This is a genomic window from Streptomyces sp. NPDC088794 (assembly GCF_044750545.1).
GTDB lineage: Bacteria > Actinomycetota > Actinomycetes > Streptomycetales > Streptomycetaceae > Streptomyces.
This window is the reverse complement of record NZ_JBIVKB010000018.1, coordinates 49334-61827: the sequence shown is the minus strand read 5'-3', so window position 1 is coordinate 61827 and position 12494 is coordinate 49334. Positions and strand designations below refer to the sequence as shown.

Here is a 12494-nt window from a genome sequence, read left to right as displayed (position 1 = left end):
GCTGGGCGCGCTACGGCCGAGCCCCTCAGCAGGGCCGTCCGTCGACTGTACGGCGCCGTTTCCCCTCACTGTCAAGGTTGTCCATCATGTGAGCAGCACGTCTCAGCTCGGTTGACGGGAAACCGGATGCCTGTTCCACTTGGCCCATGCATCCACAGCAGTGGCTGGTCAAGCGCTCCCACATCGACTTCGGTCGAGTGTGGTCCTCTTCCTGTTGAGCCGACCTCGCTGCACGTGCTCTGCCCTCTTCGCCTTCACACGCACACCCCTCCCCTCCCCTTGGGCGCGCCCCGGACACCGATCACCCGGTCCAGCAGCGCGCCGAGCACATCCCGTACCGACCCGCGGTCCCGAGCATCACACTCCAGCACCGGCACATCGCCCCTGAGCCCCAACACCCTGCGCACTTCGTCGAGTTCGAAGCGATCGGCGCCGTCGAAGCGGTTCACGGCGAGCACGAACGGCGCGCCCTGCGTCTCGAAGTAGTCGACGGCGGGGAAGCACTCCTCGATGCGACGGGTGTCCACGAGGACCACCGTCCCCAGCGCGCCTTCCTCCAGGTCGTCCCGGAGGAAGGAGAACCGGTCCTGGCCGGGCGTCCCGAAGAGGTACAACGCGATCGACGGATCGAGCGTGATCCGCCCGAAGTCGAGCGGGACGGTCGTGGTCGTCCTCGACTCGGTGCCGTCCACCGCGTCGATCCCCATCGAGATCTGCGTGATCGCGGCCTCCGCGTCCAGCGGTTCGATCTCCGAAATGGCCGCGATGAACGTCGTCTTGCCGACCCCGAGTCCCCCGCTCACCACGATCTTCACGGCGAGCGGCACGATCCTGTCAGAGCGCCCTGACATGGTCCCTGATCCTTTCGAGCGGCCGCACGCACATCGCGTCCTTGCCGGGGATACGTCCCGGAACGCCCCTGCGTTCAATGCAGCCGATTCAGCAACTGCAATCGCAGCAGTCGCAGCCGTCACAGCAACTGCAGCCGTCGCAGCAGTCACAACAGTCGCCGCAGTCCGGGTTGCAGAGACCTTCCTTCCGCTCCCGGCTCCAGGGGTCCTCGTACGAGCCGCAGCACAGCTGGCACGTACAGGCGAGGCCCGCCCACACCGCACACCCCGCCAGCAGCCCACGCCGGTCCCGGCGCGGCGGCTCGGGCGGCAGCGGCGGCCCGCCCGGACCGCCAGGACCACCGGGCGGTGCGTACGGTCCTGCCAACGACGGCGCGTCCCCGTGACCCTGGCCATGCCCGCAGGCCGCGCTGCCGAAGGCCCGGTCGACGGACGTGCCCAGTTCGTGCACGAGCAGCCGGTGGGCGAGCTTGCCGTCGCCGAAGTCGACCTCGCGCAGCGCGAGCCGTATCCCGTGCAGCGCGTCGTCGGCGAGCCGGCGTGCCTCGACGAGCGGGGTGCCGGTCGCCGTGAGCGGGTTCCAGGCACCTGACGCGGCGTCGGATTCCTTGTCCTCCACGGCGTCCAGCAGATGCGCGAGCCGCCCGAAGAGGCGTCCGGCCTCGGCGAGCGGTTCGGCGTTGCCCGGCCGTCCGGCGAGCCGCGCGGTGTGCGCGAAGGCGGCGGCCGTGGCGGTCTCGGTCGGTTCGGTGACCGTCAGGATCGGCGTGCCCGGCCCGGCGAGGGTCTCGATGCCGACCTGCCGGTCCACCGCGTCGACGAGCACGGCGGTGTCGAAGCCGACCTCGGATCCGGTACGGGCCCCCGCCGCGTCCCACCGCTTGGCCACCCGGCGCGCCGCGAGCGCCACCGGCTTGCGCGCCAGCAGCCCGTCCCCGTCGGCGACATGGTCACGCACCTTGGCCGAGGCGAGCACCAGCGAGACGGCCGCCGCGAGCCGCGCGCCCTCGCCCCGGGCGACGGAGGCGGTCCGCATCCCGCGCAACGGGCAGGGTCCCGCCGTACGCCGCCAGCCGCCCGACTGCCCGGTGGCGCCGTCGGCCTGAGCTTCCGTCAGAACCGATATGAGAAGTCCGTCATAGTTCGTCACGACTCGTGCGAACTGTCCGTGGTCCTTGCGCAGCGCGAGACACAGCCCGCACAAATGCGCCATCCACTGGGTTTTGAGATTTTCACCGAGCCGATGACGGCAGGGCCGAACGATTCCGAACACAGCACTCCCCCGTGGCGTGTAGGACGTTGAGCTGCTGCATCGTAGCGACCACCCCGTTCACTCGTACGCTCCGTGCATCACCCATACGCCGTGAAGAATCATATTTCACTCACAGTCAGCAGCCGTGTGGGGAACGACCCTTGCTACAACAGGGCTCTCGACGTATGGGCTGTGCACCAGTACCGTCACAAACCCCCCGCGCGGCGTCTATCCACTTGGCGCGCCATCCGCATCATGGATGACCATAGGGATGCGGAAAGCAAGAAAGACCGCTGTGAGAGGAGGCGTCCATGGGATCTGTACGCAAGGCGAGTGCCTGGCTTGGCCTCGTCGACGACAACGATGACGAGCGCTATTACGACGACGACTACTCCGAGGGGACCGAGCAGCCCGGGGAGGCCTGGGTCACCGACCCCCGGGTCAAGGTGGCTTCGGACACCGCCGAGGAGAAGGGCCGCCGGATCGGCACGGTCACCCCGGACAGCTTCCGGGACGCCCGCGCCATCGGTGAGCTCTTCCGCGAGGGTGTGCCGGTCATCGTGAACCTCACGGCCATGGAGGCGTCCGACGCCAAGCGCGTCGTCGACTTCGCGGCCGGGCTGACCTTCGGCCTGCGCGGCACGATCGAGCGGGTCGCGAACCGTGTCTTCCTGCTGACCCCCGCCAACACGGAGATCGTCAGCGGTGACCCGGTCGCGCGCCGCGAGGACGGTTTCTTCAACCAGAGCTGAGGCAGGGCCGCTTACCGGCCCTGCCTCCCGCAGGGTTGATCGACGTCGATCAGGGTCCTCGGGTCTTCCTACCGGAAGGCGTCGAGTCCGGTGAGCGCCTTGCCCAGCACGAGCTGGTGCATCTCGACGGTGCCCTCGTACGTGAGCACCGACTCCAGGTTCGTCGCGTGCCGCATCACCGGGTACTCCAGGGAGATCCCGTTGGCACCGAGGATCGTCCGTGCCGTACGACAGATCTCGATGGCCTCTCGTACGTTGTTGAGTTTGCCGAAGCTGACCTGCTCGGGACGCAGGCGGCCGGCGTCCATGCGGCGCCCCAGGTGGTGGGCGAGCAGGATCCCCTTGTGCAGTTCGACCGCCATGTCGGCGAGTTTGGCCTGGGTGAGCTGGAAGCCCCCGATCGGCCGCCCGAACTGCTCCCGTGACTTCGCGTAGTCCACGGCGGTCTCGAAACAGCTGCGCGCGGCGCCCATCGCGCCCCACACGATCCCGTACCGGGCGTGCGACAGACAGCTCAGCGGCCCCTTCAGCCCGACGACCTCCGGCAGGACGGCATCGGCGGGCAGCCGTACGTCGTCGAGGACGAGCTCGCTGGTGACGCTGGCGCGCAGGGACCACTTGTGCCGGATCTCGGGCGCGGCGAATCCTGGCGTGTCGGTCGGCACGACGAACCCCCGGATCCCGCCCTCGGTCTGCGCCCACACGACAGCCATCCCGGCCACGGACCCATTGGTGATCCACATCTTCCGCCCGTTGAGCACCCAGTCGTCGCCGTCGCGCTTGGCGTACGTCCGCATCGCGGCGGGGTCGGACCCGTGATCGGGCTCGGTGAGCCCGAAGCACCCGATGACATCGCCGGCGGCCATGCGCGGCAACCAGGTCTGCTTCTGCTCTTCACTCCCGAACCGATGAATGGCGTACATGGCGAGCGACCCCTGCACGGACACGAGGGACCGAATCCCGGAGTCGGCGGCCTCGAGCTCCAGACAGGCAAGCCCGTACTGCACGGCACTGGCCCCGGCACACCCGTACCCGGTGAGCGACATCCCGAGCGCACCGATACTCCCGAGCTCCCGGGCCAACTCCCTGATACCCGGCAACTCTCCGTCCTCGAACCACTCGGCGACATACGGCACCACCCGATCCGCCGCCCATGCCCGCACGGTCTCCCGCACCGCCAGGTCCTCCGGCTCCAGCAGATCGTCGATCCCCAGCGGGTCGGCTGGATCGAACGGGGGCAACTTCGAGGACGCGGCCATGAAACCCTCCGACACAAACGAAAACTAGCGCTGCTAGTCACCTCACGGCCCCCGACGCTACGACGCAGCGCCCCCCACGTCCAGTACCTCCCCCACCGGCCCACCCGCGCGGGCTGGCTGGGAGGCGGGGGTCGCTTGTGGGGGTGCTGCGGCGTCGGCGACTGCGGGTGGAAGGAGGGCTGATCTCCGCCCCCATCTCAGCCCGCCAACTTTTCTCCGCCGCAACGGCGAGAACCCCCGCGACGCAGTCCGGCGGTGCCGAACCAACCCGCGCCCCGAACTCACCACCCACCCCCAAGCCGCCACCAGACCGGAACCCCCACAGGCGACGTCCACCGCTCAACAAGCCCGCACGGGTGGGCGGGTGGGCGAAGGCTGGTCAGGCGGAGACGCGGGACTCCGCTACGTCCCTCGGGGCGGGGAGCTCCACCTTCAGGCCCGGCTCCGCGCACTGCATCACCCGCGGCAACCGCAGCGCCATCACCGCCCCCAGCAGCAAAAGACCCGCGCTCACGAGCAACGTGACATGCAGACCGTGCACGAAAGAGTCCTGCGCCGCCCGACGCAGCGCAGCGCCCCGCACGCCCCCGAGCCGCGCAGCCACGTCGTACGCCTCGCCCAGCGAATGCCCCGCCGCCTTGGACGCCGACGCCGGCACACCGGGAACGGCGGACAGCCCGGGGGCGTACGCCGCGTTCATGACGCTGCCCAGCAGGGCGATACCGATCCCCGCACCGAGCTGGTACGACGTCTCCCCCACCGCCGCGGCCCCGCCCGCCTGCGACGGCGGCGCCTCGCTCAGCATCGACTCGTACGCCCCGAAGAGCGTCGTCTCCAGACCGAACCCCAGCAACAGGAACCCGACCAGCAACAACCCCGTGTTGTCGGCGCGGCCCATCGCGGTCAGCAGCAGCACCGCCCCGGCGGTCGCGAGGAACCCGACACACACCATCCGACGCGGCCCGAACCGCCGTAGCATCCGCGCCCCCGCCAGCCCCGCCGCCATCGCGGCGAACGTCAGCGGCAGCAGTCGTAGACCGGTCTCCAACGGCGAAAGCCCCAGCACCAGTTGGAGATACTGCGCCGCGATCAGCTCAAGTCCCACCAGCGCCAGCATCGCCAGCACGATGCAGCCCACCGACGTACTGAACGCCGGCCGCGAGAACATCCCGAGGTCCACCAGCGGATGCGTACGCCGCCGTTGCCGTCGTACGAAAAGAACCAGCAGCACCGCGCCCAGGACCAGCGGCGCCACCGTGAACACGCTGTCCACCGGCTCCCCGCCACCCAGCCGCTTCACACCGAAGACCACGCCGAACAGCCCGGCCGCGGCCATCAACGCGCCGACCACGTCCCACGGCCCGTCGCCCGCGCCCCGCGACTCGGGCAGCAGCAGCCGGCCCACCGGCAGGCTGACCAGCATCAGCGGGATGTTGACGAGGAAGACCGAACCCCACCAGAAGTGTTCGAGGAGGAAGCCGCCGAGGAGCGGGCCGACCGCCGCACCCACCGCCGCGACCGCGCTCCAGATGCCGATCGCCAGCGCCCGCTCCCGCCGGTCGGGAAAGACCTGGCGCAGGATCGACAGCGTGGCCGGCATGATCATCGCCCCGCCGACACCGAGCAGCGCCCGCGCCAAGATCAGCACCTGCGCGTCGTGCGCGAGCGCCGCGAGGCCGGAGGCGATGCCGAACAGGCCGTACCCGAGCAGCAGGATCCGTCTGCGGCCGACCCGGTCGCCGAGCGTGCCGAAGAGGATCAGCAGCGAGGCGCAGACGAGGGGGTAGACGTCGACGATCCAGAGCAGCTCTATCGCGCCGGGCTTCAGATCCTCGGTGACCGCGGGAACCGCCACGTGCAGCACGGTCGCGTCGACCGCGACCAGCAGCAGGCTCACACAGAGGACGACGAGGACGACCCAGCGGTTTGCACCGGCCCCGGCCGCCCGACGGCGCAGCGCAGCGGCGGCCGTGGTCGTCCCGGACATGCACGTACCTCCCAGATGTTCCCTCGCGTTCGGCGGGCACACAGGGTGGGGACTCCCCGTGATCTCGGTCGGAGAGGAGCGGTGGTCTCCGACCCGCGCAACGAAGGCGAGTGACACGTCAGCGTACGCGAGTTCGCGCCACGGTCACGTGGCGGACCTCTCAGACTTGGCACCTAACCCGTGTGGCGTACGCCACTCCCCCTCCTTTCGTCCACGCCGCGCCGGGCTCCCCGGTTCCGGGGCCGTCGATAATCGAGCCCGTGACCGATCTTGAAACGCGCGCGACGAGCGCCGGCCCCGGGGCCGCCCTGCGCCGCGCGGCCCCGGCCCTCCTCGGGTACGCGGCCGTACGCGCCCTGGGCCTGCTCGTGCTGGCCCTGTGGAGCGCCGCGCGCGGCAAGAGCGCGTACACGCTGCTGACGGCCCGCTGGGACGCGCTGTGGTACGTCCGGGTCGCCGAGGGGGGCTACGGCTACGAGGTGCGCCTGCCGAACGGCGACGTCCACTCGAACCTGGCCTTCTTCCCGCTGCTGCCCTGGCTGGAAAGGGCGGTCGCCGCGGTGTCCCCGCTGTCGTACGCGGATGCCGGCTTCGTCGTCGCGCTGCTCGCCTCGCTGGCCGCGGCCTGGGGGATCTTCGCGGTCACCGACCACGTGTACGGCCCTCGGGCCGGCGTGTGCGCGGTCCTGGTGTGGGCCGTACTGCCGGTCGGGATCGTGCAGTCGATGGCGTACAGCGAGTCGCTGTTCACCGCGCTGGCCGCCTGGTCGCTGTACGCGGTCCTGACCGGCCGCTGGCTCACCGCGGGCACGCTGGCGCTGCTGTCCGGCCTGACCCGCCCGGTGGGGCTCGCGGTGGTCGCGGCGGTGTGGACGGCGGGAGTCGTCTCCTTCATGTCCTCCACGTCCTTCACGGCCTCCACGTTCTCCATGTCCTCGACGTCCTCCACGCGGGCACGGCACCCTTTCGGGCGGGAGCGAAGCACGTCCGCCGCGCACGGCGTGCGAGACGCGGCATGCGCCCTCTCCGCCGGGGACAGCCGTACCCACCCCGGCGCACCCGCCTGGCGACGCGCCCTCGCCATGCTCCTCGCGCCTCTGGGCGCCGCCGGTTACGTCCTGTGGGTCGGCCACCGCACCGGCAAAGGCCCCCTCGGCTATCTCGACGTCCAGGCGGGCTGGCGCAACGGATTCGACGGCGGTTACGCCTTCGCCCGCTTCGTCGCCGACAAGTTCACCTCGGTCCCGGGAGCGCTCGCCGGCGTGGGGCTGATCGTCGGAGTCGCCCTTGTGGGGTGGCTGTACGTCACCTGTGTGCGGCAGCGTCAACCGCTCCCCCTGCTGGTGTACGCGGGTGTCGTCACCGTGCTCGCCCTGTGCGCGTCGAGCTACTTCGGCTCGAAACCGCGCCTGCTGATGCCCGCCTTCCCCCTGCTGCTGCCCCTCGCCCTGGCCCTGGCCCGGCTGCGAACGCGCAGGTCGGCGCTGGTACTGGGCGGCATCGCGGCGGCCTCGGCCGTGTACGGAGCGTTGTGGCTGAACGGCTCGGGACCACCGTGATCGGCCGCGACGGCCGGTGAGAGCCAGGCCAAATCAACACCATCTCCAGGTGAACGAATTCATAAGTCCCTTTTAACCGAACCCTGGAATGATCAAAGGAATTGAAGGAACCGGTCATCCAACATTGCGGATTCCTCGGAAATAAACCCGCCCTTGAGAGGAATCCCACATCACATCGTCATCACAAAGCCGCTGATTCGCCCGGGAACTGAGCTCACTCGCTGTAACGTCGATTGGGTGCGTACCGAACGAACCCTCACCCGTCTGGACCGGGTGTTCGCCAGGCTCGACCGAGAGCCGGAACGCCCGGCCCACATCGATGTGCCGAAGATGAGCAGGCACAGGGTCGCCCTCCTCACCGGCACCCTGGCCTTCTATCTGGCGATCGTGTGGGCCGTGGTGACCACCTCGTGGCTGGTCCGCCTCGACTGGCAGGTCATGTTCTTCCGCCCGTACCAGCAGTGGCAGGGCATCCACTGGTTCGTCGACTACTACGTGGTGCTCGGCCAGCGCGGCCCGACCGCCGTGATGGTCGCGGCCTGGCTGGGCTGGCGCTCCTGGCGGCAGCACACGCTGCGCCCCATGCTCACCCTGGGCGCCTCGCTGCTGCTGCTGAACATCACCGTCGGCGCCGCCAAGCTCGGCATGGGCCGCCTCGGGCCGCACTACGCGACCACGATCGGCTCGAACGAGATGGGTCTGGGCGGCGATATATTTCCGAGCGGTCACACCGCGAACGCCGTGGTCACCTGGGGAATCCTGGCCTATCTGGCCTCCAGCCCGAGGACCCGCCGCTGGCTGTCGGCCGTCTCCGCGGTCACCTCGCTCGGCGTCGGCATGGCCACCGTCTACCTCGGTACGCACTGGCTGAGCGACGTCCTTCTCGGCTGGGCCGCCGGTCTGCTGGTCCTGCTCGCCCTGCCCTGGTGCGAGCCGCTGATCACCCGCGCCGAGACCGCGATCTTCGACCTGCGCGACCGCTGGCGTGCCCGCGCTCCCGCCGGGGTACCCGCACCGGCCCTCCCCGTGGGGGCACCCGTGCTGGTCAAGCCGCACTCGACGGCATCGGACGAGGCCGCGGCGCACGAGCCGGCCTCGGTCTCCCGCGCCGCCCGCGCGCCCGTCTATCTGGCCCCGGGCCCGCACACCACGCGCGCGGAGCGCACACCGGTCACCCCGATCGGCAGCCGCCGCCCACCGCACGCGGACCGGGTGCCGCGCGGCACCCCGACCCCGACTTCGGCCCGCCCGGCGACGGGCGGCTGACCGGCATCCGGTCGGCGACACGACCGGCGACACGGACTGCGGGGTCGGTACGCACCACCATCCCCGCACGGCGAAGGCCCCGGTTCCTGTCCAGGAACCGGGGCCTTCGCCGTGTCCGTATATCCGTGCGCCTGTCGGCCCTTGTGCCCGTCAGCCCTTCCAGGCGCGGGCCACGCTGCCGTTCCTGACCTCGAAGTTCAGCCGGCCCACGCGGTACTCCATGGTGATGATCGCCCCCGGTGGCAGCGAGCGCACCGTGGACCACCCCCGCTCGCGCGCACGCCGTTCGGCGTCCGTCGCGGCGAGGCCGACGTATCCGTCCGGACTGTCCTGGGGCTCCGCTGGAGGAGTCGGAATCGGTGCCATGCCGCCACGCTAGGCCCTGCCGGGCGGGCAGGGAAGCCGAGGCCGCGGCCACGGGTCCCGTATCCGCCTCCGGTCACGCTTCTGTCACAGGATCACGACACTCGTTTCGTCCGAACTCCGCCATCCGGACGAGCGGTTCGGTACGCCTTCCACCGGTAATCGAACGTAATTCCCGAGGGCCGTGAGGGCTCTTCTTATAGTCCGTCGGAAAGCGCCGCGAGAACCCCTCGCGACCGCCCCGCGGACACCGTCCGGAGCCGATTCCCGGTCGATTCCGCGCGGTCCGGCGGGAGCTGACGGCGCATAGGAAATACACGGCTCCGGCACACAATCGCCGCACCGCCGCACGGTGTCCGACCGGCTCAGGACCGGGCCAGCGAACGGGTCAGCCGGTCACGGGCCGTCCTGATCGCCTCGGTGAGCTCGACCGGCTCCAGCACCTCGAACTCGAAGCCCGTCAGCATCACGTGAATGACCATCACGTCCAGGCTCGCGGCCCCGGTACGCAGGATGCAGGCGTCGGGCCCGTCCGCCTCCAGCTGCCCGGACGAGGGCGAGATGCGCTCCGCCGCCTCCGCCAACGGCACCAGCAGCCGGACGACGGCGTGCGTGGCGTACGCGCGTGTGGAGACGCCCTTCGAGACGTACGCGGCGAGGTCCTCGGCAGGCGGGGTGCGCGGGGCGAAGCGCGGGCCGTGCGGCGGCTTCGGGGTGATGCGGTCGACGCGGAACGTACGCCAGTCCGCGCGGTCGAGGTCCCAGGCGACCAGGTACCAGCGGTGCTCGGTGCACACCAGGCGGTGCGGTTCGACGGTGCGGCGGGTGGGGGCGCCGTCGTGGCTGCGGTACTCGAAGCGCAGGCGTTCGGAGTCCCGGCAGAGGTGGGCGATCTCCGTCAGGACGGCCGGGTCCACGGCGGAGGGCCGGGGGCCGCGGAGCATCGGCACGGTGAACGCGTTCAGGGCGCCGACGCGGCGGCGCAGCCGGGTCGGCAGGACCTGCTCCAGCTTGGCGAGCGCCCGTACGGACGTCTCGCCGATGCCCTCGATGCCCTGCCCGGCGGCCGTGCGCAGGCCGACGGCGACCGCGACCGCCTCGTCGTCGTCCAGGAGCAGCGGCGGCAACTCGGCGCCCGCGCCCAGCTGGTAGCCACCGCCGGTGCCCGGGCTGGCGTTGACGGGGTAGCCCAGCTCACGCAGCCGGTCGACGTCCCGGCGCACGGTGCGCGGGGTGACACCGAGCCGGTCGGCCAGGTCGGCGCCGGACCACTCGCGGTGGGCCTGGAGGAGCGAGAGGAGGCGCAGGAGTCGTGCCGAGGTCTCCAACATGGTCGAAGTCTCTATCAAGGGCTGTACGGCAGTTGCGGCACCTCGAAACAAGTGCTGTTCATGTCCCCCTGCGCCACCCACCCCTCGCCGTCCTGCCAACGGGCCACCGACAGACACGTCCTGCGCGTCCTGGGCGGTTCGGCGAGCCGCTCGAAGGAGACGGGAACCAGGAGACCGCCTGCGGTGTAGTGCTCGCTCCGGTTCATGAAGCCGTCGACGCACGCGCGCGTGACGCCGGTCTTCGTCCTCGCGCAGGACGTCGCCGCGTCCGTGAACCACATCCCGGCGGCCCAGCCCTCCACCTGCCACTGGGAGTGCGTCTTCAGGCCCTTGGTGGCGTCCCGGAACTCCCGCACCGCCGCGTTCCCGGTGTCCTCGAAGTCACGGCTGGACCCGGTCGCCCACAGCGCGTTGCGGCAGCGCGGCGCGTCCTTGTAGTCGTCGTCGACCGTGGACGTCCAGTTCTGCACGTTGGTGACCTTGGCGATGACCTGCGCGCCGACCGCGTCCATGGCCTCGCACAGCTGCGCGTTGCCGTGCGTGTCGATGGCGTCGAAGACCAGGTCGGCGCCCTGCTGCTTCAGATCGGCCGCGGCGGCGCGGAAGTTGGGCAGCGCGAAGTCCACCTGCTCGGTGACGACCTTGTAGCCCTCGGCCCGCAGCCCCTGCTCGACCAGGCGCGCGTAGGAGGCGGACGCGGCCTGGTTGTACGACACGACGGCGGCCGTGCGGGCGCCCTTCTCGCGCTTGAAGTACCGGTAGACCTCCGTGCCGCCGTACAGCTTCCCGCCCCAGCCCGGGGTGCCGTTCCGGGGCGCGAGGCTGCCGTAGATGCCGTAGAGGTGCGGCCAGGTGTCGTAGGCGGCGCCGATGGGCTGGCCGCCGATGTCGGGCACGCGCGCGTGGGAGACGCGGGAGGCACCGGCGTAGTCCAGCGCGGTGGTGGCGACCAGGGCGACCACCTTGTCCTCGTCGATCAGCCGGTGCACGCAGGTGTTGTTGCCGACCCCGCTGCCGCCGTCGTCGCACACCCGCACCTCGACGGGACGGCCGTCGATGCCCCCGCGCGCGTTGAGGCGGTCGAACCAGGCCTTGGCGCCGTCGCGCGGGCCGGTGAAGGTGTCGCCGCCGACCGGGCTGGTGGCGCTGGTGATGATGCCGACCCGGATCGGCGCGGTGTCGGTGCGCGCGGGCCCGGGCGTACGCGTGCCGGACCCGAAGTCGCTCTCCGGCAGCCGGCTGCCGCACGCCGTGCCCAGCAGGAGCAGCGCCGCGGCAGCCGCCGCCTCAGCAGCCCGCCGCGGGCGACTGCGAGGCATCGCCGCTCAACGCCACCAGCGCGCACAGCGTGTTGACGGACACCTTCCAGGTGCCGTCCTGCTCGACCGAGGTCCCGGAGGCCTTCGGCAGGGCGGTGGCGCCGTTGAGGGTCAGGTTGTACGTCACGGTCGCCTCGTCCGCCTTGGTGAACTCGACCTTGGTGACCTCCGCCTGCACCTGTCCGCCGCGTTCGTCGCCGTTGAAGGCCCGCAGGACCGGTCCCATCTCGTCGCCGTTCTCGAGGACGGCCTGTTTGTCCTTCGTGGAGAACTTCGGGTCGAAGAACTTCTCCCAGTTGGCCTTGACCTCCGCCGTGGCCGCCGCCGGATCCGCGGGGGCCGTCGCCGGTGCGCTCGTGGTCCGCTCGACGGACGGAGTGGGCGGTGCGCTGGCGCTCCCGCCGCCGCTGTCGTCGCTGCACGCCGCCAGAACCGGAGCGAGCGCCAGGGCCAGGGCGACCGCACCCGCCCTCCAACGACCGTTCCCCCGCCTGAGGTCGCTCCCGAGAACCATCTGGCTCACCACCGGGTGTCGGTCCGGGCAAGGCGCGCCCG

11 protein-coding genes are annotated in these 12494 nt (G+C 70.8%); 3 read left to right on the top strand and 8 right to left on the bottom strand.

Going from position 1 to position 12494, the window contains the following annotated elements:
• Positions 1–254 precede the first annotated feature (254 nt).
• Positions 255–851: a GTP-binding protein gene (locus ACIP6U_RS39190; protein WP_401727493.1), complete on the bottom strand. Its 597-nt coding sequence runs from the start codon at positions 849–851 to the stop codon at positions 255–257.
• A gap of 88 nt (positions 852–939) precedes the next feature.
• Positions 940–2124: a DUF5685 family protein gene (locus ACIP6U_RS39185; protein ID WP_401727492.1), complete on the bottom strand. Its 1185-nt coding sequence runs from the start codon at positions 2122–2124 to the stop codon at positions 940–942.
• A gap of 290 nt (positions 2125–2414) precedes the next feature.
• Here ACIP6U_RS39185 and ACIP6U_RS39180 point away from each other — a divergent pair, with 290 nt between their 5' ends.
• Positions 2415–2855 carry a cell division protein SepF gene (locus ACIP6U_RS39180; RefSeq protein ID WP_401727491.1) on the top strand — a complete coding sequence of 147 codons (441 nt, stop codon included), beginning with the start codon at positions 2415–2417 and terminating at the stop codon, positions 2853–2855.
• 68 nt (positions 2856–2923) lie between these two features.
• On the opposite strand, the gene ACIP6U_RS39175 is transcribed toward ACIP6U_RS39180, so the two are convergent.
• Both ACIP6U_RS39175 and ACIP6U_RS39170 read right to left on the bottom strand, forming a co-directional pair.
• Positions 2924–4114: an acyl-CoA dehydrogenase family protein gene (locus ACIP6U_RS39175; protein ID WP_401727490.1), complete on the bottom strand. Its 1191-nt coding sequence runs from the start codon at positions 4112–4114 to the stop codon at positions 2924–2926.
• Between the two features lie 379 nt (positions 4115–4493).
• On the bottom strand, positions 4494–6101 hold the full coding sequence (locus ACIP6U_RS39170) for an MFS transporter (RefSeq protein ID WP_401727489.1): 1608 nt from the start codon (positions 6099–6101) through the stop codon (positions 4494–4496).
• Between the two features lie 260 nt (positions 6102–6361).
• Between ACIP6U_RS39170 and ACIP6U_RS39165 the strand changes: the two genes are divergently transcribed.
• Together ACIP6U_RS39165 and ACIP6U_RS39160 are read left to right on the top strand one after the other, a co-directional pair.
• A complete protein-coding gene (locus ACIP6U_RS39165) occupies positions 6362–7660 on the top strand; it encodes a hypothetical protein (RefSeq protein WP_401727488.1) in 1299 nt (432 codons plus the stop codon).
• Positions 7661–7897: 237 nt separating this feature from the next.
• Positions 7898–8926, top strand: a complete 1029-nt coding sequence (locus ACIP6U_RS39160) for a phosphatase PAP2 family protein (protein WP_401727487.1) — start codon at positions 7898–7900, stop codon at positions 8924–8926.
• Positions 8927–9076: 150 nt separating this feature from the next.
• Here the strand turns inward: ACIP6U_RS39160 and ACIP6U_RS39155 are convergent, their stop codons facing one another.
• From ACIP6U_RS39155 to ACIP6U_RS39140, 4 genes are all read right to left on the bottom strand, one after another.
• Positions 9077–9292, bottom strand: a complete 216-nt coding sequence (locus tag ACIP6U_RS39155) for an I78 family peptidase inhibitor (protein WP_124002505.1) — start codon at positions 9290–9292, stop codon at positions 9077–9079.
• Positions 9293–9654: 362 nt separating this feature from the next.
• On the bottom strand, positions 9655–10620 hold the full coding sequence (locus ACIP6U_RS39150; protein WP_401727486.1) for a helix-turn-helix transcriptional regulator: 966 nt from the start codon (positions 10618–10620) through the stop codon (positions 9655–9657).
• Between the two features lie 14 nt (positions 10621–10634).
• A complete protein-coding gene (locus ACIP6U_RS39145; protein ID WP_401727485.1) occupies positions 10635–11939 on the bottom strand; it encodes an ABC transporter substrate-binding protein in 1305 nt (434 codons plus the stop codon).
• A complete protein-coding gene (locus ACIP6U_RS39140) occupies positions 11908–12453 on the bottom strand; it encodes a hypothetical protein (RefSeq protein ID WP_401727484.1) in 546 nt (181 codons plus the stop codon). Before ACIP6U_RS39140 ends, ACIP6U_RS39145 begins: the two co-directional genes overlap by 32 nt.
• Positions 12454–12494: the final 41 nt, after the last annotated feature.

What these genes read in the sequence shown, in the direction of transcription:
- ACIP6U_RS39190 (WP_401727493.1), bottom strand. Translation starts at nt 851, where the DNA reads ATGTCAGGGCGCTCTGACAGGATCGTGCCGCTCGCCGTGAAGATCGTG.
- ACIP6U_RS39180 (WP_401727491.1), top strand. Translation starts at nt 2,415, where the DNA reads ATGGGATCTGTACGCAAGGCGAGTGCCTGGCTTGGCCTCGTCGACGAC.
- ACIP6U_RS39175 (WP_401727490.1), bottom strand. Translation starts at nt 4,114, where the DNA reads ATGGCCGCGTCCTCGAAGTTGCCCCCGTTCGATCCAGCCGACCCGCTG.
- ACIP6U_RS39170 (WP_401727489.1), bottom strand. Translation starts at nt 6,101, where the DNA reads ATGTCCGGGACGACCACGGCCGCCGCTGCGCTGCGCCGTCGGGCGGCC.
- ACIP6U_RS39155 (WP_124002505.1), bottom strand. Translation starts at nt 9,292, where the DNA reads ATGGCACCGATTCCGACTCCTCCAGCGGAGCCCCAGGACAGTCCGGAC.
- ACIP6U_RS39150 (WP_401727486.1), bottom strand. Translation starts at nt 10,620, where the DNA reads ATGTTGGAGACCTCGGCACGACTCCTGCGCCTCCTCTCGCTCCTCCAG.
- ACIP6U_RS39145 (WP_401727485.1), bottom strand. Translation starts at nt 11,939, where the DNA reads ATGCCTCGCAGTCGCCCGCGGCGGGCTGCTGAGGCGGCGGCTGCCGCG.
- ACIP6U_RS39140 (WP_401727484.1), bottom strand. Translation starts at nt 12,453, where the DNA reads ATGGTTCTCGGGAGCGACCTCAGGCGGGGGAACGGTCGTTGGAGGGCG.